Here is a 24,899-nt window from a genome sequence, read left to right as displayed (position 1 = left end):
TACGGGGGCCGAGCCGCGGCCCCGCGTGGCGCTCGCTCTCCCCCCCATCGCTCCGGCCGCGAAAAGCCGGTGATCCAGTGTTCCGGTGAGCCGGTGCCACAGGCCTGCACCCCCCTCACGAAGGCGGTACCCCCATGAGACACGGCAAGCTCGGAACCGGCACGGTACTCGGCGTCGGAATCGCCATAGCGGGCACCCTCGCGATGGCGCCGGCCCCGGTGACGCCGGACACCGCCACCATCTCCTTCGACTGCGGTACCTACGGCTCGGGTACGGCCACGCTCACCGCGACCCAGGACGGGACGGCCGCGACCATCAGCCTGTCCACGTCGGCCATCACCTCGCCCATCGACATCGGCGCGAACTCCGTCACCTCGACGCTCACGCTCACCAAGAACGGCTCCGGGACGACGGAGTTCAGCGGTAGCTCCAACCCGGCGATCCCGGCCGGCAGCGCGGTCTCCACCGGGCCGCTCAGCGGCACGGTCGCCGCGGGCGACAGTCTGGAGGCCAAGTCGCTCCAGGTCGTGGTACTCGGCGTCACGGCGACCTGCAACGCGACGTCCGCGCAATCCCCGGGCCCGTTCGTGTTCTGACGGCCCGGCGGGACAGAACGGAGAAGCCGGAAGTCAGGGGCGGCGCCTGAGCGAATGGCGCCGCCCCGTCGTCACTGCGGGCCCTGACCGCCGGCCCTCACCACCGGACCACCGGGCCCTGACTACTGCTCCTTGACGTCCCCCGCACCGGAGGTCTCGCGGTCCGCCTTGGCCAGTTCGGAGCGCCGGTAGGAGTACGCGAAGTAGATGACCAGGCCGATGGCGAACCAGACCGCGAAGCGCACCCAGGTCTGCCACTCCAGGAACGTGATCAGCCAGATCGAGAAGCACACACCGATCGCCGGCACCACCGGCATCCCCGGCGTACGGAACGTCCGCGGCAGGTCGGGGCGCTTGTAGCGGAGCACGATCACCGCGACGCAGACCACCACGAATGCCAGCAGGATGCCGATGTTCGTCAGCTCGGCGGCCTCACCGATCGGCAGGAAGCCCGCGATCAGCGCCGACGCGCCGCCGACGATCCAGGTCACCCGGGTCGGCACATGGTGTTTGGGGCTGGTCTTGGCGAACCACTTCGGCAGCAGCCCGTCCCGGCTCATCGAGAACCACACCCGGGTCACACCGAGCATGAAGGTGAACATGACCGTCAGGATGCCGATGATCGCGCCGACCGCGATGATATCCGCGAGGCTGCTCAGGCCCACCGACTTGAACGCCGTCGAGAAGCCGCTCTCCGGGTCGATGTCCCTGTAGTCCTGCATACCCGTCAGGACCAGGCAGGCCAGCACGTACAGCACCATCGAGACCGCCAGCGAATACATGATCGCCTTCGGCATATGGCGCTGTGCGTCCTTGGACTCCTCGGCCGCGGTGCTCATCGCGTCATAGCCGAAGACCGCGAAGAAGACGGTGGCCGCGCCGGTGAACGCGCCGCCCACCCCGAACGGGAAGAACGGTTCGTAATTCCCGGACTTGATATGGAAGACGCCGACGCCGATCACCAGCAGGACCACCAGGACCTTCAGGCCCACCACGATCGTCTCGAAGCGCGCTGCGTTCTTGATGCCCAGCGTCAGCAGATAGGCGATCAGCAGACACAGCAACGCGGCGAACAGGTCCACCCGGTGCCCGTCGCCGGTCCCCGGCGCGCCCAGCATCCACTTCGGCAGCTCGGCGCCCATCTCGCCGAGCAGAAAGCTGAAATAGCCGGAGATGCCGATCGCGACCACCGCCACGATCGCCGTGTACTCCAGCAGCAGGTCCCAGCCGATGAACCAGCCCGCCAGCTCACCGAGGACCGCATAGCCGTACGTGTAGGCCGAGCCCGCCTTCGGAATGAGCCCGGCGAATTCGGCGTACGAGAAGGCGGCCGCGGCGCTCGCCACACCCGCGACGAGGAAGGAGATCAGGACGGCGGGGCCTGCCTTCCCGTTCGCGACCGTGCCGGCGAGGGTGAAGATGCCCGCGCCGATGATGCCGCCGACGCCGATGGCGGTCAGCTGCCACAGGCCGAGCGTCCGTGTGAGCTGCTGGCTCGCGGCGCCTTCCGCCTCCGTGATGTGATCAATCGGTTTCCGGCGCAATACGCCCTGTCCCGCGCGCAGCCGCATGCGTGATCCCTCCGAATGCTCCGTCGTTCGTCCGTTCGTCCGACGGCGGATCATCATGGCCCTTCGGCGGCGCCTAAGGAAGGCAACTCCCTATTGCGTGTTGCGGAAGTCTGTGAATGGACAGGCCGGGACCCGTGCTCACGGTCACCTGATCGGCCCGCAACACCCCACCCACACAGGCAAAATACCTAGCCCGGCGACGACCGGACCTCCGGCCGGGCAGAAAGCGCTGACGCGCCCTCTTCCCATGGACGCCGGGGCGCCATGGACGCGTTCAGTTCACAGGGCTCACTCGGCGTCCTCCAGCCGGAAGCCGACCTTCAGCCCGACTTGGTAGTGGTCGATCTCGCCGTCGACGAGATGCCCGCGGACCTGGGTGACCTCGAACCAGTCCAGGTTGCGCAGCGTCTCCGAAGCGCGCTTGATGCCATTGCGGACCGCGGCATCCACGCTCTGCTGGGATGTGCCCACGATCTCGGTCACGCGATAGGTGCGGTCGGTCACGGTGGTCTCCCCTCGCCAGGGCGGCGCTCCGCCCGTGCACCTTCCACCGTGCCTCAGGGCGACGAGCCCCACCAGCGGAGAGGGGATCGGGCGGGCCGTGCCGTCGGCTACGGGACGACGGTGACCGGCCAGCGCCCGGCCTTGACCAGGCGGACCGCGACCGACCCCATGATCCGGTGGCCGGCCGACTCCGAAGCGCCGACCACCACCGCGTCGGCCTTCAGCTCATCGGCCATCTGCACCATGCCGTTGTACGGGTCCCCACGCAGGGTGTGAAACTCCCAGCGCACCGCGTAGATCCCCTGGAGCCGCTCCGTCGCCTCGCGGATCTCGGTGATCAGCTCCTCGGCGACCTCGTGTGTCGCGTCCACGACGGGGGCGCCCATCGCCGCTCCGGCCGGCAGCACCGGCTGGACGTAGACCAGGACGAGCTTCGACCCCTGGCGCCTGGCCAGCCCGGCCGCGTACGCGGCGGCCCGCCACGACGAGTCGGAGCCGTCGACGCCGACGACGATGACCTTCGGGCCGTCCGTTCCGCGCTCGAATGGCGCGGCTGCGTTCTCCTCCACACCCGGGAGGTTAACCGTACGTGCATGCCGGCCGATCCCCGGGCACGCGGAACGGTCTCCCGCGCCGGAAGGGTCTCCCACCGCTCGGTCAGGCGGGAGCCGGCGGCCAGCTGCCCGGGGACAGCACACCCAGGACGTACGCCCTGGCGACCAGCGCGGTACGGCCCTGTACCCGCCAGCGGCGGGCCAGCCGGGTCAGGTGGTAGTTGACGCCGTCCACCGTCAGTCCGAGCGCCGTGCCGATCGAGGCCGTGGTCGCGCCCCCGGCGGCCAGCGCCAGGATCCGGGCCTCCACCGGGCTGGCCGTGCCGCGCGGCACGGGCGGGGGAGGGGCGTCGCGGACGCGCAGGAGCGCTAGCAGGGCGGGCGGCTGCACCGAAGGGTCGCCCACCGGATCCACCGTCAGTTCGCCCTCCCGCTCCGACCCGTCGGACGCGGACCGCCAGTGCACCTCAACCGGGTAGCGTGACCGGTGCCCGAGCCGCACCGCCTCGGCGATCCGGTGAAGTTGTTCCTTCGCTCGTGGCCGGAACAGGTCCAGCAGATTGCGGCCGCGCAGCTGGCCGGGCGCCGCGCCCCACTGCGCGGCCATCGCCGGATTGGCGATCAGCACCTCGCCGTCGGCGTGGCACACCGCGATCGGGGTGGGGATACGGTCCAGCAGGATCAGGAAGTAGTTGCGCCAGGGGCCCTCGGCGTACGGACCGGCCGGGTCCCGCGGTCCGGCGCGGCCGGCGGGGGCGGCTGGTCCGCTCGTCTCCTGCGTTCCGGGCGTCCCGCAGGCTCTGCTCGTCCCCTCCGCTCCGCTCGTGTGCGGCGCGTCCTCGCCCGCCGTACCGCCCGCCATGCCGTCGGCACCCCCGTTGTCCATTGCCCCATCTCCCGTCAGCCTGCAAGAGCCGGCAGTGAAAAACCACTGCACAATCATGCAGTTGTCCGGTCGTGACCTGCACATCGGGCCGGTCACGCTGGAGACATGACCGACACCATCGCGCTCCACACCGATGAACGCGCCGCCGACAACGCCATACCGGTGGCCGACATCTCCGCTGCGGGGCTCACCAAGACGCCCATCCAGCACGCCATGGACCTGGCCCGGATACACGGCCCGTTCTACAGGCGAAAGCTCAACGACCGGGAGACGCTGTTTGTCTCCTCGCTGGAGCTGGTCACCGAAATCGCCGACGAGAGCCGCTTCGCCAAGGGTGTGTCGGTCGTTCTGGAGGACGTCCGGGAGTTCGCCGGTGACGGTCTGTTCACCGCCTACAACGACGAGCCGAACTGGGCCAAGGCGCACGAGGTCCTGATGCCGGCCTTCGCGCTCGGCTCGATGCGGACGTACCACCCTGCGATGCTCAAGGTGGCCCGCCGGGTCATGGCCGCCTGGGACCGGCGGGTGGCCGACGGCACGGCCGTGGATGTCGCGGACGACATGACCCGGATGACGCTGGACACCATCGGGCTGGCCGGTTTCGGCTTCGACTTCGAGTCGTTCGCCCGTGACACCCCGCACCCGTTCGTCGAGTCCATGGTGCGCTGCCTCCAGTGGAGCATGACCAAGTTCGCCCGTAAGTCCGGCACCGACCACTCCGAGGAGGACGCGGCGTTCCGTGTCGATGCGGACTATCTCGCGTCCGTCGTCGACGAGGTCATCGCCGCCAGGACCGCGAGCGGCGAGACAGGTGACGACGATCTGCTGGGCCTGATGCTCGGCGCGACGGACCGGGCAGGCACCGGCAACGGCCCCTCCCTCGACCTCGCCAACATCCGCAACCAGGTCATCACCTTCCTGATCGCCGGCCACGAGACCACCTCGGGTGCGCTCTCCTTCGCGCTGTACCACCTGCTCAAGGACCCGGTCGCGCTGCGGATGGCCCAGCGCGAGGCCGACGAACTGTGGGGCGACGACACGGACCCCGACCCGTCCTTCGAGGACATCGGCCGGCTGCCGTTCACCCGGCAGGTCCTCAACGAGGCGCTCCGGCTGTGGCCGACGGCCGCTGCCTTCACCCGCCAGGCCCGCGAGGACACCCTGCTCGGCGGCCGCTACCCGGTGCGGGCGGGGGATCAGATCACGGTGCTCACGCCGATGCTGCACCGCGACCCGTCCTGGGGCGACAACCCCGAGATGTTCGACCCGTCCCGCTTCAGCCCCGACGCCGAGGCGGCCCGGTCGCCGCACGCGTACAAGCCGTTCGGAACGGGTGAACGCGCCTGCATCGGGCGGCAGTTCGCGCTGCACGAGGCGACCATGCTGCTCGCCCTCCTGGTGCACCGCTACCGGCTGATCGACCACAGCGACTACCGGCTGCGCATCAAGGAGACGCTCACCCTCAAGCCCGACGGGTTCACGTTCACCCTGGCCGCGCGTACGCCCGAGGACCGGGCCGCGACCCGCGCCGCGCTCGCCGTACTCCCCGGCAGCGCGACCGCCACCGACGACACGGCGGCCGATGACGCCCTGCCGACCCGCGTCCCGCAGGGCACCGGTCTGCTCCTGCTGCACGGCACCAACTACGGCACCTGCCGAGAGTTCGCCGAGCGGATCGCAGACGAGGCCACCGGCCTGGGCTTCGCCACCGATGTGGCACCTCTGGACGCACACGCCGGCGGGTTGCCCGCCGACCGGCCCGTCGTCATCGTCGCCGCCTCCTACAACGGGCAGCCCACCGATGACGCGGCCGCCTTCGTCCGGTGGCTCAACACCGCGGCCGACGGCGCCGCCGCGGACGTGCCCTACGCCGTCCTGGGCGTCGGCGACCGCAACTGGGCCGCGACCTACCAGCATGTGCCGATGCTCATCGACGACCGGCTCGACGCGCTGGGCGGACAGCGGCTGCTGCCGCGCGCCGAGGCCGACGCCTCCGGCGATCTCGGCGGCACGGTAAGGGAGTTCACCGCCGCACTGCGTACCCGGCTGCTGACGCGGTACGGCGATCCGGCCAGCGTCGGCGCGAGCGCACCGGCCGCGGAGGACACCGGTTACACCGTTACAGAGGTCACCGGCGGGCCGCTGGACGCGCTGGCCGCCCGGCACGACCTCGTCCCGATGACCATCACCGAGGCGTATGACCTCACGGCACAGGACTGGCCGCGGCCCAAGCGTTTCCTGCGGCTCGCGCTGCCCGAGGGCGTCACCTACCGCACCGCCGATCATCTGGCAGTGCTGCCGGCCAACGCCCCGGCCACGGTCGAGCGCGCGGCCCGCGCCCTCGGCGTCGACCTCGACACCGTCCTCGCACTGCACTCCGGACGCCGCCCCGGCCGCGACGCCCTTCCCGTCGACCGGCCCCTGTCCGTACGCCAACTCCTCACCCATCACCTGGAGTTGGGCATGCGTCCCACAGCTGAACAGGTCGCTGTGCTCGCCGCGCACAACCCCTGCCCGCCCGAGCGCCTCGCCCTGGAGGCCGTCGCCGAGGACGACCCGCGGACCCTTGTCGACCTGATCGAGGCCAACCCGGCGCTGCGTGGCGCGCTGCCCTGGCCGACGATCCTGGAACTGCTGCCGCCGCTGCGCACCCGGCACTACTCCCTGTCGTCCTCGCCCACCGCCGACCCCCGGCACGCCGATCTGATGGTCTCGCTGCTGCCCGGCGGAACCGGATCGACGCATCTGCACACCCTGCGGCCCGGCGACACCGTCCTGGCCCGCGTCCAGCCATGCCGCGAGGCCTTCCGCCTCGACCCGGCCGACGCCACCCCCGTCATCATGGTCGCGGCCGGCACCGGACTCGCCCCCTTCCGCGGCGCCGTCGCCGACCGCGTCGCCGCAGGCCAGACCGCCCCCGCGCGGCTCTACTTCGGCTGCGACGACCGCGCCGCCGACTTCCTGCACGCCGCGGAATTCGCCGCCGCCGAAGCGGCCGGGGCCATCTCCGTACGCCCGGTCTTCAGCGCCCGCCCCGAGCACGGCCACCGCTTCGTCCAGCACCGCATCGCCGCCGAGGCCGACGAGGTGTGGGAGCTGCTGCAGACCGGCGCGCGGGTGTACGTCTGCGGCGACGGCAGCCGGATGGCGCCCGGCGTCCGGGCCGCCTTCCGTGACCTGCACGGGGCGCGTACGGGCGCCTCGGCACAAGCATCCGAGGCCTGGCTGCGCGAACTGACCGCCTCCGGCCGCTACATCGAGGATGTGTACGCGGCGGGCTGAGGCTCCCGCCCCTCCGGGGCCCCGGCCGGCGCGCGGTCTGGATCTCGCGGCCCGCCGGGGCCAAGGTAGGTGGTGCGGCCATCAAGGCCGCACCACGCGGCGGCCGTGACCGAGGCCGCCGTCCGACTGGGGGGAATTCCGGCATGACCGGTACGACGAAGGCGCTGATCACCGGAGGCGGCATCGCGGGGACGGTGACCGCAATGGCCCTGCAGAAGGCGGGCATCGACGCGGAGATCTTCGAGGCCTATCCGACCGGCGCGGATGACGTCGGCGCCTTCCTCGTCGTCTTCGCCAACGGACTCGAAGCACTCCGGGTGATCGACGCACACGGCCCCGTCGTCGACGGCTCCTTCCCCGCGCGGCGCGTGGAGTTCATCGGCGACCGCGGCGAACCACTGGGGGAGCGGCCCATCGCGGGCACCGAACAAGGCGACGAACTCGGCCCGCGCACCCTGCGGCGCGCCACGCTCTACCAGGCGCTGCACACCGAGGCGATACGCCGCGGGATATCCGTACGGCACGGGAAACGGCTGGTCGGCGCCGAGACCGTGGATACGGCGGACGGCCGGAAGGTGGTGGCGGCCTTCGCCGACGGCAGCCGGGCCGAGGGCGACCTGCTCATCGGCGCCGACGGCCTGCACTCCGTCACCCGCACCCTCATCGACCCGGATGCGCCGGGCCCCCGCTACACCGGCCAGAACACCGTCTGCGGCTACACCCGCGACGCCAGGACCCTGCTCTCGCCGGACACCTACACCATGATCTTCGGCAAACGGGCCTTCTTCGGCTGCACCGTCGCCCCCGACGGCGAGGTCTGGTGGTTCGCCAACGTCCCGGGCACCGAACTGGACCGGACCGACCCCGCGGCCATCGCCCCCGCCGAATGGCGCCGCCGGGTCGCCGGACTCTTCGACGACGATGACACCCCGGCCGCCGCCATCGTCCGCGCCACCGGCGACCGGATCATCGCCTCCAACGCCTATGACATCGCCACCACCCCGACGTGGCACAACGACACCATGATCATCCTCGGCGACGCCGCCCACGCGGCCGCGCCCAACGCCGCGCAGGGCGCGTCCATGGCCATCGAGGACAGCATCGTTCTCGCCAAGTGCCTGCGCGACCGGCCGGACCCGCGCAGCGCCTTCGCCGCGTACGAGGAACTGCGCCGCGAGCGGGTGGAGGCGGTCGTCGCGGCCAGCGCCGGGATGGCCCGGCTCACCGCGACGGGCGCGGCCGGCCGCCGGACGGCACCCGAGAACCGGACGGAGGGCGGCAGCGCGGGCGCCGACAACTGGCTTACGGGGTATCGCATCGAGTGGTGAAGCGGCGCCCCCTCCCGAGTGAAACCACGGAGTTCCGTGTGGGTGCACTTCCTCCCTCTGCCTTGTCAGACCGGCCGTTTCGCAAAGAGTTGCACGATGCATTAATTGCGTAACTGATTTGTTATCAACCGGGCTTGATTAACTCGCGGACTTTGTTGGGTGATACGTTCGCTGCTGCCCGTTCGGCTGATCTCCCGCTACGAATTCAATTGCAAGAAAGACAGAAACATGGGCCTCGACGCCAACGGAGTTCATGGCCAGAGCGAGCTCGTCGGCTGACCGATGGCCGCCGGCAGTCGGCGGCGGTCCGTCTCCCGCGGTTCGGCACCGCGCACGGCCCGGCCCTGGACATCTCGCTCACGGTCGCAGATCCGATCCTTGCCTCATGTCCCTTGAGAACAGGCCGAAATGCAGTGCGGTCGGCTCACCCGACCGAATTCCCCACCACCACGGAAAATTACATGCGACGAATACCCTGGCTGCGCGCCGCCACCCTCGGCATGTGCGCTTCCATTGCCCTTGCCGTCCCGGCGACCGCCGCTCCGCACCCGAATCCCGGCCCGGACAGCGCCACCACCGGTCACCGCACCGCCTCGCCGTCAGATGAGCCGGTTCGGCCTTCGAAGGGAGTGACGCGGGAAGAAATCCGTAAGGCCCAGGAGACGGAGCGGTACTGGACGCCGGAGCGCATCCGTGGCGCCGTCCCTCTGGACGCGCCGCAGGCGGGAGACGAGGCCTCGGGCAACTCGGGTGACTCGGGTGAGCAGCGCGCTCCGGGCGAGCGACGTAAGCGGTCGCTCCAGGAACCGACCCACCCGACGGACGCCGGCATCGCCACGGTCGGCGTGTTCCTGATCCGCGGCGCCGACGGGGCGGCGACCCCCAACCAGTTCTGCAGCGCCAGTGCCGTGACCTCGCCGACCAAGAGCCTGGTCATCACGGCGGCGCACTGCCTCAAGGGGGACAGGCGCAACCGCGACATCGCCTTCGTACCCGGTTACCGCGCGGGGGCCTCGAAGGCGGGCCAGGCGGGCGAGACGCCGTACGGCATCTTCCCGATGAAGCCGGGCAAGGTCTGGATCGACAAGCGATACCTCCAGGCTTCCCCCAACGACGACGTGGACTTCGCCTTCCTGCGCGTCGGCCCGAACTCCCAGGGGCAGCTGCTGGAGGACGCCACCGGCCGCGGCAACCAACTCACCGCTGTCCCGACCGCGAAGCTCGCGCGCAAGGACGTGACGGTCGTCGGCTACCCGGGTGGCCAGAAGACGCCGTTGCAGTGCACGAACGACACCAGCGCCTTCCAGGGCCGGTTCATGGAAATCAAGTGCGCCGGCTTTCGTGCGGGCGTCAGCGGCGGCCCGTTCCTGGAGAACTTCGACGGCGGCCGCGGCAACCTCGTCGGCGTCATCGGGGGATACAAGACCGGCGGCCTGTACGACCACACCTCCTACACCTCGCAGTTCGACGACGACGTGTTCCGTCTCTACGAGCAGGCGGTGAGCGATGCGACGCCGGACGCGCCCAACACCATGGGCAGCGCCGAGACCTGGAAGAACGCCAGGGCCATGACCACCGGCCGGTTCCACACCGCCTCGGTGCGCAACAACACCGGTGACCTGATCGTGCGCTGGTCCGACGGTGAGGTCTCCCTCTACCCCGGAGACGGCGAGTACGGGTTCCGCAAGGACATCCAGCTCACCAAGGCGAACCCGACCTGGAAGCGCGCGGCGGCCATCACCGCCGGCAACTTCACCGGCGACGACACCTACGACCTTCTCGTCCGCTGGTCGGATGGCGCGTTGACCCTCTACAAGGATGTCAACGAGACCAACAAGCTCCGCAACGCGGTCAAGCTCCAGGGCCCCAACGGCACGTGGACGCACGCGAGCGTCATGGCAGCCGGCCGCTTCGGCGGCGGCAACACCCGCAGCGACGATCTCGTGGTGCGCTGGTCCGACGGCGAGGTCACCCTCTACACCAACGTCGACGGCAAGGGCCTGCACGCCGAGAAGCAGCTCACCAAGCCCAACACGACCTGGCCGTACGCCCGCGACATCACCGCGGGCGACTTCGACACCACCACAGGCGACCAGGACCTGTTCGTCCGCTGGGGCGACGGAGAGGTCAGCGTCTACGCGAACATCGCGGCCAAGGGCCTCAAGGCCGAGCACCAGCTCTGCCCGGCCAAGTCCCCCTGGCGCGCGGCTTCCCTCTCCACCGCCGGCGTCTTCGGCGGCAACAGCCGCCAGGACGACATCGTCACGCTCTGGCCGGCCAGCGGCAAGCTCTCGATGAACACCGGTACCACCGTCAAGTCCCTGGCCCGCGAACGCATCCTCGTTCCCTAGGGCCCTTCCGACCGTGGCCCATCGGACAGGTTCTAGGCCACTCGCTGACGGCACCGGGGGTGTCAGCCGGTCTGGTCGGTCCGGCCGGCACCTCCCGCCGACTGGACCACCAGCAGCACGATCGCCGCGACGGTGAAGTTACGGGTCGCCGCGTCCAGCCCGTTCCAGTCCTCGGACTGCCACATCGCGAACCACTCGCCGCCTATGGCCAGGAATCCCGCCCCGAAGAGCAACAGCACCATCAGCAGCCCCACGGTGGCCACCCGCCGAGCGCGGGGCACACGGGCCCCGCTCCGCACCGCCACCGCCCAGAGCGCGGTGGCCGCGATCAGCACCACCGCGGCCACCGCCTCCCAGGCGATTATCGCGAGATACGCGGCGTCCTGGAGTGAGTGCGAGGTGATGGCCCGCCACATCAGGTCCTCGTCCTTGAACGTGGTGTCCATGGCCAGGACATGGCGGACGAACTCGCGATTGGTATCGAAGTCGGTGATATTGCCGAAGGCGACGAGCGCGATATAGAGCGCGACCGTCCCGGTGAGCACGGCCGCCGCGAGCGGCAGCGCCGCAGCCGGATTCTTGCTTTGCATCAACTCTCCAGTGATCGATCCGGGTCATCGTGTGTTCCGCCCGTTATCTTGCCGTCCACCCGCCCCTTGGTTCCCACCGGCCGCAACTCCCGTACGCTGCTGCCCACTCGACCGTATGACCGACGGGACGAGTGGCCGAACGGCCGAAGAACGAGGGGAGCGGGGCACATGAAGAAGACGCGGTGCGCGGGGACGGTCGCCGTCGCGGCGGCGGCGGTTATCGCGGTGACCGGCCCGGCAGGTGCCGAACCGGCCGCCACGACATACGACACCAGCACGTCCGTGGGTGTCCACAACGCCTATGAGAAGGATAAGTACCCGTATTTCGCCGATGCGTTGGACTCCGGTACCGCGCTCGTCGAACTCGACGTCTGGGCCAACGGACTCGGCTCGTCCTGGCGGGTCTCGCACAGCAACCCGCTCGGGAACAACAACAACTGCGCGGGTGCCTCGACCGCGTCGGAACTGCGCACCAAGGACCGCAACCAGGACTTCGGCGGCTGCCTCGCCGATATGAAGGCCTGGCACGACGCCAACCCCGGCCACCGCCCCATCCTGGTCAAGGTCGAGATGAAGGACGGCTTCAACGCCAAGGGCGGCCGCGGACCCGCCGAATTCGACGCGCTGGTACGGCAGAAGCTGGGCGATGCGGTCTACGGCCCCGGGGACCTGACCGCGGGGCACGCCACGCCGGACGAGGCGGCGCGGGCCGGCGCCTGGCCCGCGCGCTCCGACCTCGCCGGCAAGTTCCTGTTCGAGCTGATACCCGGCACCGTCGAGGAGGACAACCCGTTCGACAAACTGTGGACCGACGTGGAGTACGCCACCCACCTCAAGGGCCTCGCCGGGCAAGGCAAGCTGGCGCAGTCGACGGCCTTCCCGGCGGTACACGGCGCGGCCGCGGGCGACCCCCGCGAGCGCTACACCGACCCGGCGCTGCGCCCCTGGTTCGTGGTCTTCGACGGCGACGCCGCCACGTACCTGAACGGCACCATCGACACCGCCTGGTACGACACCCGCCACTACCTCCTGATCATGACGGACGCGCACAAGGTCCCGCCGGTGATCGACGGCACCCGTCCGACGGAAGCGGAGGCGCTGGCCCGCGTCCGCCAACTCGCCGCGGCACATGCGAGTTTCGCGACGGCCGACTGGTATGCGCTGCCGTCCGTGCTCCAGACGGTGGTGCGGCGAGGGGCCTGAGCGAGCGCGCGGCCGGGCCCCGGCTACGACGACGTCGCCCTCCGGTAGACCGCGGCCACGTCCTCGTCGAACCGGCTGCTGTACGACGTGGTGTCGTCGCCGCCTCCGTTGAGTCCGCCGATCACGCCGATCAGTGAGCCGGTGCCGGTGGCCGGGTCGAGGTCGGTGAGCAGCGGGCCGCCGCTCGTTCCGTCCGGGAATCCCGGGCAGGGGAAGCGGAACTGGGTGGGTCCTTGCGCGTCCGCCGTGTGCCGGCAGCTGAGCGGTGCGTCCCGGTCGATGGGATAGCCGGTCAGCTGCGCCGGGCGCCCGGCCGGGGCGTCGAACCGGATGCGTTCGGCACCGGTGACGGCCTCGATCCGGTGGTCCACCCGGTCCGCCCGGTGTGGCCGGCCGGCCCTGCGCACCCGGAGGAACGCCACGTCATGGTCGGGGTCCTGGTCGCTGATCCAGCGAGGATCGACGTCGATCCGGGTGGGCACCCACAGTCCGTACGGTGCGATCCCGTCGTGCAGGCCGGGCGCGAACACCAGCCGGGTGCGGAAGCCGCCGTCGTGCACACAGTGCGCGGCGGTGGCGAGGAGATCCCCCGCCGGGGAGTGCACCACGCTCGCGGTGCAGTGGTGTGTCGGGCCGCTGTCGTCATCGCCGTCGGGCCCGGCGTCGGGCTCGGGGGAGAAGAGTGCGCCGATGGGGGGAGAGGGGGCCGCCGGGGCGGCGGTGAGCGGTCGGGATGCCGGAAGCGGGGCGGGCGTGTCGCGTTGGAGCGCCTTCACCGGGGGGCCCGGTCGTTCCTCGTACCGTCCGGCGAGCACCGCCGCGGCGGCCGCGTCGCCCGCGGCCCGGTCCGCGATGTACGACCCGGCGGCGGCATCCCCGGGCGCCAGATACGGATCGCCCGGCTCGGAGCGGAGCACCAGCGTCGTGCCGCCCACGGCAACGGCCAGGAGCGCGAGCGTCAGCGTCACCCGCAGCGGAACGCCGGCCCGGCCGCGTCCCGTGCAGGCCGTTCCGTCCCGGCACGGTGGTTCTTCCGGCGCCCGGTCCGCCCTCGCCCCGGCTGCCTCGCCCGCGCCGCCCGCGTCCTCTGCCGGCACGGGATCGTGCTCGCTCGTCTCCACCAGCTGTCGCCTCGCCGCATCAGCCGGCGCCACCCCGTCGGACGGTCGGGGCGGCGCCGGAACCAGACATTTCACCCAGTCTGATGCACGATCGCCCGCCGAGGTTCGGTGCCACGGCGGATCATCGCCCGAGTCACCGAAACCGACCCCTGTCCGTGGCCCGGGGGATGGGGTGACGCCGCCCGGGGCCTGCCCCGCCGCCCTGCGCCGCCCGGGTCCCCCTATGCCCCCGAGTTGTGCGCGATCAGAGTGTCCGCCAGGCCGAACTCATTGGGGAAGTCCATCGGCACGATGCCCAGGCCCGTCCAGCCGCTGCCCTCCGACCCCTCCAGCAGGCTCTTGACCTGCGGGTTCAGGCGGTCGGCGTTCGACCGGGGCGGCAGCAGGGCGGCGGTGCTGACGTAGTTGACGAACAGTTTGCCGGGCTCGCCGACGGCCTTGCGGAACTGTGCCTCGATCTTCGGGTACTTCGCGAACGGCTCCGCCATATAGTCGTCCTGGATGTCGAACAGCTGCGGATCGGCGTACCGCACACCCGGCATGCCGTCCGAGTCCGCCAGCAGGACGACCCTGCCCCGGGCCTGGCCCAGCGACGGCAGGTCGCCGTCGAGCCGGAACAGCGGCCGGTAGCCCTTGTCGTCGAGATAGATGTCGAAGATCCGGCGGAACTCCTCGGCGGCGACCTCCGAGTGCTCCTGCTTGACCCGCATCAGCACGGTCTCGGAGGGGTGCGCGCGGAGGAAGGCCCGGCAGGCGTCGAGTACGTCGCCGAACATCAGCTCCTGGTAGAAGGCGCCGTGGTGGATGGCGAAGACGTCGTCGACGGCCCGGCAGCGAATGTCCAAGAAGCGGATTCCGGCGTCCAGTTGGGCGTCGATGGCGGTGTTCTGGCAAGCGACCCAGGGGCCGCCGAGGCGGGCGCCCGAGTCATGGGTGCCCGGGATCGTCAGCCGCTGGACGGGTGTGCCGTCGCCGAGCGCCGACATCCACTTCTGCGGGGCGAGGGCGGACGGTGCCGAGCCCCGGTGCTCTGCCGCGTCGGCGGTGAAGTGGTCGCTCCCGACACCCGTCAGCACCCCGGCGGCCGAGAGCCCGGCCGCGCCCCTGAGGAATCCCCGCCGATCCAGCCCCAGCCCCATACCGCTACCCCTGCCCCTTGAGTGTGTGCCGTACGGCCGCACCGTACGAACATGCGATCGGGGCATCGAACCACATCGGCCATGGACATGGCACCCGGCCGGCACGCCATCGGGGCGTGCCGGCCGGGAACGGGCCGCGTCAGACGCGGACCGACAGCGACAGCGCGAACCGTCCCGCGCTGTCCGTCCACCACTCGCTCAACTTCAGCCCGGCCGCCGCGAGTTCGGAACGTACGCCGCCCTCGCGGAACTTGGCGGAGATCTCGGTCCGTACCTCCTCGCCTTCGGCGAAGGACACCGCCAGGTCCACCGCGGGGATCTTGACCGTCAGGTCCGTGCGGGCCCGCAGCCGCATTTCGATCCACTCGTGGTCGGCGTTCCACAGGGCGACATGGTCGAAGTCCGCCGGGTCGAAGTCGCCGCCCAGTTCGCGGTTGATGACCTGGAGGACGTTCTTGTTGAAGGCGGCGGTCACGCCTTGCCCGTCGTCGTAGGCGGCGACGAGCGTGGCCTCGCCCTTGACCAGGTCGGTGCCGAGCAGGAGGGCGTCTCCCGGGGAGAGCATGGCGTGGACGGAGCGCAGGAAGGCCGCCCGCTCCTCGGGGAGCAGGTTGCCGATGGTGCCGCCGAGGAACGCGAGCAGCCGCGGGCCGGGCGTGTCGGGGAGCTGGATGCCCTTTTGGAAGTCGGCGACCAGCGCGTGCACGGTGAGGCCGGGATGCTCGGTGAGCAGCGCCTCGCCCGCCGCTGCCAGCGCGGAGTCGCTGACGTCGATGGGCAGATAGGTGTGCAGCTCGGTGAGTGCTCCGATGAGATGGCGCGTCTTGTCGGACGAGCCGGAGCCCAGCTCGATGAGGGTGCGGGCGCCGGTGGCCGCCGCGATATGCGCGGAGCGGGTGAGCAGGATCTCCCGCTCCGCTCGGGTGGGGTAGTACTCGGGCAGCTTGGTGATCTCCTCGAACAGCTCGCTGCCGCGGGCGTCGTAGAACCACTTGGGCGGCAGCTGTTTGGGCGTACGGGTCAGGCCCTGTGTGACGTCGGCGCGCAGAGCGGCCGCGGTGGCGTCGGCGGGGAGGGTGCGGGTGATGCTGAGGGGGCTCACGTAGCGGGCTCCTTGAGCGGGGTGAGGTGGACGTCCTCACGGGTGGCGACGAGCAGGGTGCCGTCGGGGACGTCGGTCCAGTGGGGGGAATCGTCGTACGGCTCGGAGGCAACGACCCTGCCGCCTCCGGGAATGGCCAGGTGGCACAGCGTGTCGCCCCAGGCGGTGGCGGCGATGGTGGTGCCGTCGGTGAGCAGCAGGTTGAGCCGGGAGCCGGGGGCGGCGGCGGCGACCGCCCTGACGGTGCCGGCCAGCGCCTCGCCCGGGGCGTCGCCGAGCGCCAGCCGGTGCTGGACCAGCGCCCACAGGAACGCCGCATCGCAGCGGGCCTGGAGTCGCAGCAGCTCCAGCGGAGGGAGAGCGGCGGCCAGTGGGGCCAGTGAGTCCGGCCAGCCGGCCACCGCGCCGTTGTGGCTGAACAGATGGCGGCCGGCGGCGAACGGCGCGGCCGCCGCCTCGGCGTCCGCGCCCGCCTCGGTGGCATCGCGTACGGCGGCGAGCAGTGCGCCGGTGCGCACCACCCGCGCCAGGTCGGGCAACTGCTCGTCGGCCCAGATCGGCCCGGCCCTGCGGTAGCGGGCGGGCACCGGGTCGCCCGGCGCGTACCAGCCGACGCCGAAGCCGTCCGCGTTGACCGTGCCGTGCAGCTGGCGGCGTGGTGCCCAGGACTGGCGGTAGAGACCGTCCGGCGGGCTCAGCACCACCTGGCCGAAGGGTATCTCCGGTCCCAGGTAGGCGATATGACGGCACATCAGTCTGCGGTCTCCCGGGGTGAGCGGTTTGCCGGACCCATGCCGAAACCTTCAATGATCCGCTCGCTCATGCGCCCGCCGCCGGGTCGGCGTCCCGGGCGGTGCGGAACCCGGAGAAGATCTGCCGCCGGACCGGCAGATCCCAGTTGCGGAAGGTGCCCCGGCAGGCGACCGGGTCGACGGCGAAGGATCCGCCGCGCAGCACCTTGTACGAGCTGCCGAAGAACACCTCCGAGTACTCCCGGTAGGGGAACGCGACAAAGCCCGGATAGGGAAGGAAGTCGCTGGCCGTCCACTCCCATACATCGCCTATCAACTGCCGTACTCCGAGCGGGGATTGGCCGTCCGGGTAGCTGCCGATGGCGGCGGGGCGCAGATGCCGCTGGCCGAGGTTGGCATGGGCCGGCGTCGGGTCCTCGTCGCCCCACGGGTAGCGCATCGCCCGCCCGCCGACCGGATCGTGCCGGGCCGCCTTCTCCCACTCGGCTTCGGTCGGCAGCCGCCGGCCCGCCCAGCGCGCGTATGCGTCCGCCTCGTACCAGCTGACATGCAGCACCGGCTCGTCCGGCGTCACGGGCTCGGTCACCCCGAACCTGCGGCGCAGCCACTGATGGCCCTCGCGCCGCCAGAACAGCGGCGCGCGCAGCCCGTGTTCCCGCACATGCGCCCAGCCGTCCTCCGCCCACCAGCGCGGATCGTCGTACCCGCCGTCCTCGATGAACCGCTGATACGCGCCGTTGCTGACCGGTGTGGTGTCGATCAGGAAGGAGTGCACCAGGCGCCGGTGTGCCGGCCGCTCGTTGTCCAGCGCCCACGGTTCGGTCGAGGTGCCCATGGTGAACGGGCCGCCGGGGATGAGGGCTTCGGCAGGGAGGATGCCGTCATCAACCGCTGGAGGCTCCGGCGCGGTGAGTACGACGGGCCCGACACGGAGCTGGTGCGTGATGAGCATGGTCTCGTCGTGCTGCTGCTCATGCTGCGCGATCATGCCGAACGCGAAGCCGGAGTCGAGCAGCGGGCCGCCGTGCAGCGGGGTGCGCTCCAGGATGTCCAGCACCCGGCCGCGGACGTCGGCGACATAGCCGTGCGCCTCCGCGGGCGCCAGCAGCGGCAGCGAGGGACGTTCGGCGCGCGGGTGCTCGAAGGCGTCGTAGACGGAGTCGATGTCCGGACGCAGCGCGTCGCGGCCGCCGACGGTGCGCAGCAGCCACTGCTCCTCCTGGTTGCCGATGTGCGCCAGGTCCCACACCAGCGGTGACATGAGCGGGGAGTGCTGCGCGATGAGATCGGGATCCTCGACGCAGGTGGTCAGCAGGCGGGTTCGGTCGCGGGCGGTGAGCAGCGCCGCGGCCGCGCGCTCCCGGAGCGACTCGGGATCCATGGTCACTGGCTGTCCTTCCGGAAGGTGAGCTCGCTGACGGGGTGCTCCGCGAAATGTGGGGGGCCGAACCCTGTGGGCTCGAAAGGTGTGGACTCGAAACGTGTGGGGTCGGTGATGTCCGGGGACACCTCCGTGGGCTGGGACGGCTGCGCCGTGTCCGCCGCGTACAGGGCGTCGAGGTGATCGTCCGCGGGGCAGCGTCCGCGCGCCACATAGCGCTCGGTGAAGTCCGCGACGGCCGCAAGCACGTCCGGGGAGGCGCCGAGCCGGGGCAGAGCCTCCTGCGCGACGGCGAAGCAGGCCACCGCCGCGGCGTGCAGCTCCGGGTCGGTCAGCGCCCCGCGCGCGGCATGCCGCCACAGCGGATTGCGCGGTGCGGGACGCGAACCCGCCGTATCCGCAAGGGGTTTGACGATGCGGTAGGCGTGCTCCGCGGCCTCCGGGTCGTCGAAGAGCGCGGCCGTGACGGCCAACGGAACGATCCAGCCGGCGTCGCCCGCCTGCGCGTCGATCATGCGCAGTTCCAGATGGCCGCGCGGGCGTACGGGCGGGAAGAGCGTGGTGACGTGGTAGTCGAGATCCTCCATGGCGGGCGGTCTGGGCCCGCCCGTACGGACCCACTCGCGGAAGGTGAGGCCCTCCGGGGCATCCCAGGGCCCGTCCTCGGAACGGATGCACATCACCGGGGCGTCCAGCACATAGCGGGCCCAGGCGCCGCGCGGGTCCGGATCCAGGGGCGGGGCGAGCGTACGCTCCGGATCGAGCTGCGACCAGACGACCTGGCGGGTGGTGCGATAGCCGGTCGGGCAGCCCTCGCTGGTCGGCGAGTTGGCGAAGGCCGCGGCCAGCACCGCGCCCAGCAGATGGGCCAGCAGCCAGCGGCGCCCGAGCCCGAGCGGCCCCGGCTCCTCGTACCCGGCGTCCACACACACCTGCACGGAAGCGGTCCCGCACATCATGGACCGCCCGGCCGCGCCCCAGCGGTCGAAGTACGCCTCCATGGCGTTGTAGCGGGGATGGGTCAGCACGCGGTTCGGAGCGTGCCAGGGGTTGTGGCCGTGACCGGCCATGCCCAGCCCCATGTCGAGCATCGCGGGGCGGACCAGTGCGAGATCGGCCGCGACGGACTCGATACAGGCGCTGAGGGAGGTGGCGGGGAGCGAGCTGAGCTCCAGCTGGCCGCCGGGTTCGAAGGTCAGGAGCGAATGGAGGGGGAGCGCGCGCAGTGCGGTGGCCGCGGAGTGCAGCCGGTTCGGTTCGACCGGACATCGGGGGTTGCGCGCGTCATGGACCAGCCATTCGATCTCCACGCCGATACGGCGTGGCGGACCGGTCTTGAAGCAGATTCCACGCAGGTGAGCTTCCAGTTCTGCTTCCGTCATCGCAGGCCGTGCGGGCATTGCTTCCCACTCCCTCTGGGCGGCGACAGGATTGCCAGCCTCCACCTAAGCGGCTGTGGGCGGCGCGCTCAAGGGGGCGTCAGCAGGGTGGGCGGGCACGGGCGGGCCGTGGCCGGGCGAGCGGGTGGGCCGCAGAGGGGGACAGCCGGACGGGGGCCCCGACGCCCGTCCGGCGGCAGGGCGGCCTTCCCGCCCGCCGCCCCGTCCCGGGACCGGCCCGGCGGACGACGAAGGCACCACAGGTGAGTCGTACGGCCGTTCGGGTGGCCCCGGTCCGCGTCACTGCCGGTAGCCCGCCAGGAACCGGCCGATCCGGCTGATCGCCGCGTCGAGATCGTCGGCGTGCGGGAGGGTGAGGATGCGGAAGTGGTCCGGGCGCGGCCAGTTGAAGCCGGTGCCCTGGACGACCTGGATCTTCTCCCGCAACAGCAGGTCGAGAACGAACTTCTCGTCGTCGTGGATCTTGTGCACGGCAGGGTCCAGGCGGGGGAACGCGTACAGCGCGCCCTTGGGCTTGACGCAGGAGACGCCCGGGATCTCGTTCAGTCGCTGCCATGCCCGGTCGCGTTGTTCGCGCAGTCGGCCGCCCGGCAGTACCAGGTCCTTGATGCTCTGCCGGCCGCCGAGCGCCGCCTGGATCGCGTACTGCGCGGGCGCGTTCGGGCACAGCCGCATGGAGGCGAGGGTGCCCAGGCCTTCCAGATAGTCGGCGGCGTGCTCCTTGGGGCCGGAGACGACGAGCCAGCCGGAGCGGAATCCGGCGACGCGGTAGGACTTGGACAGGCCGCTGAACGTCAGGCACACCAGGTCCGGGGCGAGTACCGCGGCGTGGTGGTGGACCTCGTCGTCGTACAGGATCCGGTCGTAGATCTCGTCGGCGAAGACCATCAGCTGGTGACGCCGGGCCAGATCGAGCATGCCCTCCAGCAGCTCGCGCGGATAGACCGCGCCGGTCGGATTGTTCGGGTTGATGATGACCATCGCCCGGGTCCGGTCGGTGATCTTCGCGGCGAGGTCGTCGAGGTCGGGCAGCCAGTCCGCGGACTCGTCGCAGAGATAGTGCACGGCCTTGCCGCCGGCGAGCGTGGTGACCGCCGTCCAGAGAGGGAAGTCCGGGGCGGGGATCAGGACCTCGTCGCCGTCGTCGAGCAGCGCCTGCACCGCCATCGAGACCAGCTCGGAGACGCCGTTTCCGAGATAGATGTCGTCGACGTCGACATCCGGCAGTCCGTTCTCCTGGTAGTGCTGGGCCACCGCGCGACGGGCGGAGAGGATGCCGCGGGACTCCGTGTAGCCATGGGCGCGGGACAGATTGCGGATCACGTCCTGCAGGATCTCTTCGGGGGCCTCGAAGCCGAACAGCGCCGGATTGCCGGTGTTCAGCCGCAGCACGCTGTGGCCCGCCTCCTCCAGTGCGTCCGCGTGCTCGATCACCGGCCCGCGGATCTCGTAGCAGACGTCGGCCATCTTGCTCGACTGCTTGAACTGCATGCGGCGGCCTCCCGGTCTCTCGCCCACCGCGCGGCGCGGCAGCATTCGTAACACCGTACTTGGTTTTACCAAGTGACCACTTGGAAAGTCCAACCACTTCCCGTCTATGCTGGCGTCATGTCGCGCCGAAGCTATGACCAGTACTGCGCCGTCGCACGGGCCCTGGACGCCGTGGGTGACCGTTGGACGCTCCTGATCGTCCGGGAACTGCTGGGTGGGTCCCGGCGCTACACCGATCTGCACGCCGACCTGCCGGGCGTCAGCACCGACATGCTCGCCTCCCGCCTCAAGGACATGGAACGGGACGGCCTGGTCACCCGCCGCCGCCTCGCCCCGCCCGGCGCCGCCTTCGTCTACGAGCTCACGCCGCGCGGCCGGGCCCTGCTGCCCGCGCTCACCGCCCTCGCCGACTGGGGCGCGGCCGACCTGGGAGAGAAGCGTCCGACGGATGCCGTACGGGCCCACTGGTTCGCGGTACCTCTCATCGCGCGGCTCGCCCGGCACTTCACCGAAGGTGTCGGGGTGGTCGAAATCGCCCTGGATGAAGGCGAGTTCCATGTCATGCTCGGGGCGGGCGGGCCCGACGGAACGGACGGGCCTGACGGCGCGGTCGGGCCGGGCTACGCGGACGGTGCGGCCGAACGCCCGGATGTCCGCCTCCGCATGGATACCGCGACCTGCGTCGACGTCGCGTACGATCGCCTCTCCCTCGCACAGGGCATCGAATCCGGCCGGATCGCGGTCGCCCCCTTTTGCGCCTAAACCGGCGCCGCTCTCGCGGATGTGGTTGCGCTGGGCGGAGGTTGCTCAATTCTCGCCTCGGTTGTGACTGGGCGACAGGAAATGTCCGGTATGGACAGAACGGGATGAGCACAGCATGACCACGCGCCCCCTGGCCGTCTTCGACCTGGACGGCACCCTCGCCGACTCCGGTCACCGGCAATATCTGCTCGAACGCACCCCGCGGGACTGGAAGGCCTTCTTCGCGGCGGCCACCGACGACCCGCCGCTCACCGAGGGCGTGACCCTCGCGCTGCGCAGCGCGGAGGACTGCGAGGTCGTCTACCTCACCGGCCGCCCCGAACGCTGCCGCCGCGACACGCTCACCTGGCTCGCCCAACACGGGCTCCCGGAAGGCCGGTTGTGGATGCGCCCCAACAACGACCGGCGCCCGGCCCGGCAGACCAAGCTCGACATTCTGCGCCGAATAGCCAAGGACCGCGAGGTCCAAAAGGTCGTCGACGACGATGAACTCGTCTGCGACGCATGCGAACAGGCCGGCTTCCCGGTCGTACGGGCGAGATGGGCGGCCTCGTCCGACGCGATGAAGGCTGCTCAGGGGCGGGCGGGGCGTACGTAAGGGAGACGCGGGCCGACCGGCGGCAGGGGGAACGGTGATCGAGGGGCACGAGCGAGCGGGGGGAGCGGGCGGCGCGTCCGGACGAGTCCGGCCCGTAGCAGCGCCGAGCCGAGCTGACGTGCCGTCGGCGACGAGCCCAAACACCTCGTCAGAAAGCCACACCCGTACGGCGCATACTCCGCACAGCGCCGAGTGTCCGGCCGGTCCGTTCGGCCGAACCGGCGGAGCGCGTGCGGCAGCGCCGGGTGACGCTCGGGGAATGGAACGAGTATCGGTGTCCCGGGTGCGTCCCGGGGTGTCCCGGGCGCGCCCCGGGCTTGCGCTTCTGCTGGGTGTGGCGGCGCTCGCGGGGGCCCTCGCCCCGGTCTCGCTGGGCGAGGCGGCCGGGGCGGAGGCGGCCGGCGAGATGCGGGCGGGGGCCGGGCGGCGCACGGGATCGGCCTGGCTGCCGTATTGGGGCGACACGGACGCCGCCTACCGTGACGCACTGCGGCACGCCTCCCAGCTGCACACCGTCAGCCCCTTCTGGTACGAGGCGTCCGCCGAGACCGTCAAGGGGCAGCCGGGGGCGGGGAGCGGTGACATCATCGACGGGCTGCACGACGCCGGTATCGATGTCGTGCCCACCGTGACCGAGACGCTCGACGCCCAGGCGATGGCGGATCTGACGCACGATCCGAAGCGTCGGGCCGCGCATGTCGATGCGCTGGTGCGGATGGCGGAGAGCCGGTCGTACGACGGTGTCGACCTGGATTACGAGACGATGGCCGTGACGGGTGGCAAGGCCGCCCGCGAGCGGGTCAGGACCGGTTACAACGCACTGGCCGGTGAGTTGTGTGCGCGCCTGCATGCTCGCGACAAGCAGTGTGTGATCACCGTGCTGGCCCGGGTCCGCGGGTCCGGCGAGGTGTACGACTACGAGCACCTCGGCAAGGTCGCCGACCGGGTCCGGATCATGGGCTACGACCTGCACTGGGCGGGCGGCGCACCGGGCCCGCTGTCCTCCAAGGACTGGTACGAGGAGTTTCTGCGCTATGCCACCGACACCATTCCGGCGCACAAGATCGAGGTGGCGTTCCCGGGTTACGGCTGGGACTGGACCGTCGGCAGCCGGGACCGGGCCGGGCATCTGACGTGGCAGGAGGCCGAGGCGCTGCGTAAGCGGCAGGGGGCCGACTATCTCTTCGATGCCGAGTCGGGCACCCCGCACTTCACCTACCGGCAGGACGGCCGGGACCACGAGGTCTGGTACCAGGACGCGCACGGCGTCCGGGAGCAGTTGCCGCTGCTGAAGAAGTACGGGGTGCGGGGCACCGGCCTATGGGCGCTCGGGTTCGAGGATCCGGATTTCTGGGCCGCGCTCCGTGGCGAGTAGCCGCAGCGCCGCCTCGGACGGTGAGCCTTCCACGGCGGTGTACATGATCACGCCCTGCCCGGAGCCGTCCGGGGTCTGCATCATCTCGTAGTCCAGCTCCAGCTCGCCCACCAGCGGATGGTGGAACTGCTTGGTGCCGAAGGTGCAGTTGTTGACGACATGCCGTGACCACAGACTGCTGAACTCGGGGCTCTTCATGGACAACTCACCGATGAGTTCGGCGAGTTGCTGGTCGTCGGGGTGCTGTCCCGCGGCCACCCGGAGTGCGGAGACCGCCCGGCTGGTCTCCTCGTCGCGGTCCGGGTACAGCTCCCGGGTGTGCGGGTCGAGGAACAGCATCCGCTGGGCGTTGGGGCGGTCCAGGGGACGGGCGGGGCTGTCGAAGTCGAGATGCCCGGCGATCAGGGCGTGTCCGAGCCGGTTCCATGCCAGGATCTCGAAGCGGAGGCCGAGCGCGATGGCCGGTACGTCGTCCACCGCGGCGAGCAACTGCCGTACGCCGGGGCGGACTTTGTCATGGCGTACCGGGGGGCGGCGGCGGGCCTGCGCGGGGCGGGCCAGCTCGCGCAGATGGGCCCGCTCGTCGGAGGTCAGCCGCAGGGCTCGGGCGAGGGCGTCCAGCACGCCTTCCGAGGCGTTGTGGCTCTGCCCCTGTTCGAGGCGGGTGTAGTACGCGACGCTGACGCCGGCCAGCTGCGCGAGTTCCTCGCGGCGCAGCCCCGGTACGCGGCGGCGCGCCCCGTAGGAGACCAGCCCGACGTCCTCCGGCTGCAGCCGGGCGCGGCGGGTGCGCAGAAAGTTCCCCAGATTGCCCAGGCCGGCGGGTGGGTCCGTGGCGGGTGTGTCCATGGCAGTCAGTCTCCGTCATGGAGTGGGCGGGAGCCTGTCCCTGTCAGTACCAGGGTCCAGGGGT

At 70.9% G+C, this 24,899-nt stretch carries 21 protein-coding genes; 8 read left to right on the top strand and 13 right to left on the bottom strand.

Annotated elements, in window-relative coordinates:
* The first annotated feature begins 134 nt into the window (after positions 1-134).
* Entirely contained in the window at positions 135-596 is a 462-nt protein-coding gene (locus tag AB0I10_RS13485; RefSeq protein ID WP_363152577.1) for a hypothetical protein, read from the top strand.
* A gap of 122 nt (positions 597-718) precedes the next feature.
* Here the strand turns inward: AB0I10_RS13485 and AB0I10_RS13480 are convergent, their stop codons facing one another.
* From AB0I10_RS13480 to AB0I10_RS13465, 4 genes are all read right to left on the bottom strand, one after another.
* Complete coding sequence (locus AB0I10_RS13480; RefSeq protein ID WP_363152576.1) at positions 719-2,167, bottom strand: amino acid permease; 1,449 nt, start codon at positions 2,165-2,167, stop codon at positions 719-721.
* A gap of 288 nt (positions 2,168-2,455) precedes the next feature.
* Positions 2,456-2,671: a dodecin gene (locus tag AB0I10_RS13475; protein ID WP_363152575.1), complete on the bottom strand. Its 216-nt coding sequence runs from the start codon at positions 2,669-2,671 to the stop codon at positions 2,456-2,458.
* Positions 2,672-2,778: 107 nt separating this feature from the next.
* Entirely contained in the window at positions 2,779-3,240 is a 462-nt protein-coding gene (locus tag AB0I10_RS13470; RefSeq protein WP_363152574.1) for a universal stress protein, read from the bottom strand.
* Between the two features lie 88 nt (positions 3,241-3,328).
* The gene (locus AB0I10_RS13465; RefSeq protein WP_363152573.1) at positions 3,329-4,111 is read right to left on the bottom strand and encodes a PAS domain-containing protein; all 783 of its coding nucleotides are present in this window, start codon (positions 4,109-4,111) and stop codon (positions 3,329-3,331) included.
* A 105-nt stretch (positions 4,112-4,216) separates the two neighbouring features.
* Here AB0I10_RS13465 and AB0I10_RS13460 point away from each other — a divergent pair, with 105 nt between their 5' ends.
* From AB0I10_RS13460 to AB0I10_RS13450, 3 genes are all read left to right on the top strand, one after another.
* Positions 4,217-7,393, top strand: coding sequence for a cytochrome P450 (locus AB0I10_RS13460; RefSeq protein ID WP_363152572.1), 3,177 nt, complete (start codon positions 4,217-4,219; stop codon positions 7,391-7,393).
* Positions 7,394-7,536: 143 nt separating this feature from the next.
* The gene (locus AB0I10_RS13455) at positions 7,537-8,721 is read left to right on the top strand and encodes an FAD-dependent monooxygenase (RefSeq protein WP_363152571.1); all 1,185 of its coding nucleotides are present in this window, start codon (positions 7,537-7,539) and stop codon (positions 8,719-8,721) included.
* Positions 8,722-9,182: 461 nt separating this feature from the next.
* On the top strand, positions 9,183-11,072 hold the full coding sequence (locus tag AB0I10_RS13450; RefSeq protein ID WP_363152570.1) for a trypsin-like peptidase domain-containing protein: 1,890 nt from the start codon (positions 9,183-9,185) through the stop codon (positions 11,070-11,072).
* A gap of 62 nt (positions 11,073-11,134) precedes the next feature.
* Here the strand turns inward: AB0I10_RS13450 and AB0I10_RS13445 are convergent, their stop codons facing one another.
* The gene (locus AB0I10_RS13445; RefSeq protein ID WP_363152569.1) at positions 11,135-11,662 is read right to left on the bottom strand and encodes a DUF2165 domain-containing protein; all 528 of its coding nucleotides are present in this window, start codon (positions 11,660-11,662) and stop codon (positions 11,135-11,137) included.
* A 168-nt stretch (positions 11,663-11,830) separates the two neighbouring features.
* On the opposite strand from AB0I10_RS13445, the gene AB0I10_RS13440 reads away from it, so the two are divergent.
* Positions 11,831-12,865, top strand: coding sequence for a phosphatidylinositol-specific phospholipase C domain-containing protein (locus tag AB0I10_RS13440; RefSeq protein ID WP_363152568.1), 1,035 nt, complete (start codon positions 11,831-11,833; stop codon positions 12,863-12,865).
* Positions 12,866-12,888: 23 nt separating this feature from the next.
* Here the strand turns inward: AB0I10_RS13440 and AB0I10_RS13435 are convergent, their stop codons facing one another.
* The 7 genes from AB0I10_RS13435 to AB0I10_RS13405 all read right to left on the bottom strand — a co-directional run bounded on the left by AB0I10_RS13435 (position 12,889) and on the right by AB0I10_RS13405 (position 21,251).
* The gene (locus AB0I10_RS13435) at positions 12,889-13,986 is read right to left on the bottom strand and encodes a serine protease (protein WP_363152566.1); all 1,098 of its coding nucleotides are present in this window, start codon (positions 13,984-13,986) and stop codon (positions 12,889-12,891) included.
* 221 nt (positions 13,987-14,207) lie between these two features.
* Entirely contained in the window at positions 14,208-15,125 is a 918-nt protein-coding gene (locus AB0I10_RS13430) for a phosphatidylinositol-specific phospholipase C (RefSeq protein ID WP_363152565.1), read from the bottom strand.
* Positions 15,126-15,264: 139 nt separating this feature from the next.
* The gene (gene egtD, locus AB0I10_RS13425; RefSeq protein WP_363152564.1) at positions 15,265-16,227 is read right to left on the bottom strand and encodes an L-histidine N(alpha)-methyltransferase; all 963 of its coding nucleotides are present in this window, start codon (positions 16,225-16,227) and stop codon (positions 15,265-15,267) included.
* Positions 16,224-16,979, bottom strand: coding sequence for an ergothioneine biosynthesis protein EgtC (gene egtC, locus AB0I10_RS13420; protein WP_363152563.1), 756 nt, complete (start codon positions 16,977-16,979; stop codon positions 16,224-16,226). Before egtC ends, egtD begins: the two co-directional genes overlap by 4 nt.
* 67 nt (positions 16,980-17,046) lie before the next feature.
* Positions 17,047-18,366, bottom strand: coding sequence for an ergothioneine biosynthesis protein EgtB (gene egtB / locus AB0I10_RS13415; RefSeq protein ID WP_363152562.1), 1,320 nt, complete (start codon positions 18,364-18,366; stop codon positions 17,047-17,049).
* The gene (egtA, locus tag AB0I10_RS13410) at positions 18,363-19,760 is read right to left on the bottom strand and encodes an ergothioneine biosynthesis glutamate--cysteine ligase EgtA (protein WP_363152561.1); all 1,398 of its coding nucleotides are present in this window, start codon (positions 19,758-19,760) and stop codon (positions 18,363-18,365) included. Before egtA ends, egtB begins: the two co-directional genes overlap by 4 nt.
* A gap of 279 nt (positions 19,761-20,039) precedes the next feature.
* On the bottom strand, positions 20,040-21,251 hold the full coding sequence (locus tag AB0I10_RS13405; RefSeq protein ID WP_363152560.1) for a pyridoxal phosphate-dependent aminotransferase: 1,212 nt from the start codon (positions 21,249-21,251) through the stop codon (positions 20,040-20,042).
* A 117-nt stretch (positions 21,252-21,368) separates the two neighbouring features.
* On the opposite strand from AB0I10_RS13405, the gene AB0I10_RS13400 reads away from it, so the two are divergent.
* The 3 genes from AB0I10_RS13400 to AB0I10_RS13390 all read left to right on the top strand — a co-directional run bounded on the left by AB0I10_RS13400 (position 21,369) and on the right by AB0I10_RS13390 (position 23,986).
* A complete protein-coding gene (locus AB0I10_RS13400; protein ID WP_363152559.1) occupies positions 21,369-22,013 on the top strand; it encodes a helix-turn-helix domain-containing protein in 645 nt (214 codons plus the stop codon).
* A 115-nt stretch (positions 22,014-22,128) separates the two neighbouring features.
* Positions 22,129-22,611 (top strand): hypothetical protein, encoded by a 483-nt coding sequence (locus AB0I10_RS13395; protein ID WP_363152558.1) that lies wholly within the window; start codon positions 22,129-22,131, stop codon positions 22,609-22,611.
* A 259-nt stretch (positions 22,612-22,870) separates the two neighbouring features.
* Positions 22,871-23,986 carry a glycosyl hydrolase family 18 protein gene (locus tag AB0I10_RS13390; protein ID WP_363152557.1) on the top strand — a complete coding sequence of 372 codons (1,116 nt, stop codon included), beginning with the start codon at positions 22,871-22,873 and terminating at the stop codon, positions 23,984-23,986.
* On the opposite strand, the gene AB0I10_RS13385 is transcribed toward AB0I10_RS13390, so the two are convergent.
* Positions 23,930-24,835, bottom strand: coding sequence for a helix-turn-helix transcriptional regulator (locus tag AB0I10_RS13385; RefSeq protein WP_363152556.1), 906 nt, complete (start codon positions 24,833-24,835; stop codon positions 23,930-23,932). The genes AB0I10_RS13390 and AB0I10_RS13385 overlap by 57 nt on opposite strands.
* Positions 24,836-24,899: the final 64 nt, after the last annotated feature.

Origin of the sequence: Streptomyces sp. NPDC050636 (genome assembly GCF_040654775.1) — a bacterium.
Lineage (GTDB): Bacteria > Actinomycetota > Actinomycetes > Streptomycetales > Streptomycetaceae > Streptomyces.
Note: the sequence above shows the minus strand (reverse complement) of the source record. Positions and strands in the feature narration are given on the sequence as shown.

Bases quoted from the DNA above. Each gene is read 5' to 3' on its own strand.
- AB0I10_RS13485 (WP_363152577.1), top strand. From the start codon at position 135: ATGAGACACGGCAAGCTCGGAACCGGCACGGTACTCGGCGTCGGAATC.
- AB0I10_RS13480 (WP_363152576.1), bottom strand. From the start codon at position 2,167: ATGCGGCTGCGCGCGGGACAGGGCGTATTGCGCCGGAAACCGATTGAT.
- AB0I10_RS13465 (WP_363152573.1), bottom strand. From the start codon at position 4,111: ATGGACAACGGGGGTGCCGACGGCATGGCGGGCGGTACGGCGGGCGAG.
- AB0I10_RS13460 (WP_363152572.1), top strand. From the start codon at position 4,217: ATGACCGACACCATCGCGCTCCACACCGATGAACGCGCCGCCGACAAC.
- AB0I10_RS13455 (WP_363152571.1), top strand. From the start codon at position 7,537: ATGACCGGTACGACGAAGGCGCTGATCACCGGAGGCGGCATCGCGGGG.
- AB0I10_RS13450 (WP_363152570.1), top strand. From the start codon at position 9,183: ATGCGACGAATACCCTGGCTGCGCGCCGCCACCCTCGGCATGTGCGCT.
- AB0I10_RS13445 (WP_363152569.1), bottom strand. From the start codon at position 11,662: ATGCAAAGCAAGAATCCGGCTGCGGCGCTGCCGCTCGCGGCGGCCGTG.
- AB0I10_RS13440 (WP_363152568.1), top strand. From the start codon at position 11,831: ATGAAGAAGACGCGGTGCGCGGGGACGGTCGCCGTCGCGGCGGCGGCG.
- AB0I10_RS13430 (WP_363152565.1), bottom strand. From the start codon at position 15,125: ATGGGGCTGGGGCTGGATCGGCGGGGATTCCTCAGGGGCGCGGCCGGG.
- egtC (WP_363152563.1), bottom strand. From the start codon at position 16,979: ATGTGCCGTCATATCGCCTACCTGGGACCGGAGATACCCTTCGGCCAG.
- egtA (WP_363152561.1), bottom strand. From the start codon at position 19,760: ATGCCCGCACGGCCTGCGATGACGGAAGCAGAACTGGAAGCTCACCTG.
- AB0I10_RS13405 (WP_363152560.1), bottom strand. From the start codon at position 21,251: ATGCAGTTCAAGCAGTCGAGCAAGATGGCCGACGTCTGCTACGAGATC.
- AB0I10_RS13400 (WP_363152559.1), top strand. From the start codon at position 21,369: ATGTCGCGCCGAAGCTATGACCAGTACTGCGCCGTCGCACGGGCCCTG.
- AB0I10_RS13395 (WP_363152558.1), top strand. From the start codon at position 22,129: ATGACCACGCGCCCCCTGGCCGTCTTCGACCTGGACGGCACCCTCGCC.
- AB0I10_RS13390 (WP_363152557.1), top strand. From the start codon at position 22,871: ATGGAACGAGTATCGGTGTCCCGGGTGCGTCCCGGGGTGTCCCGGGCG.
- AB0I10_RS13385 (WP_363152556.1), bottom strand. From the start codon at position 24,835: ATGGACACACCCGCCACGGACCCACCCGCCGGCCTGGGCAATCTGGGG.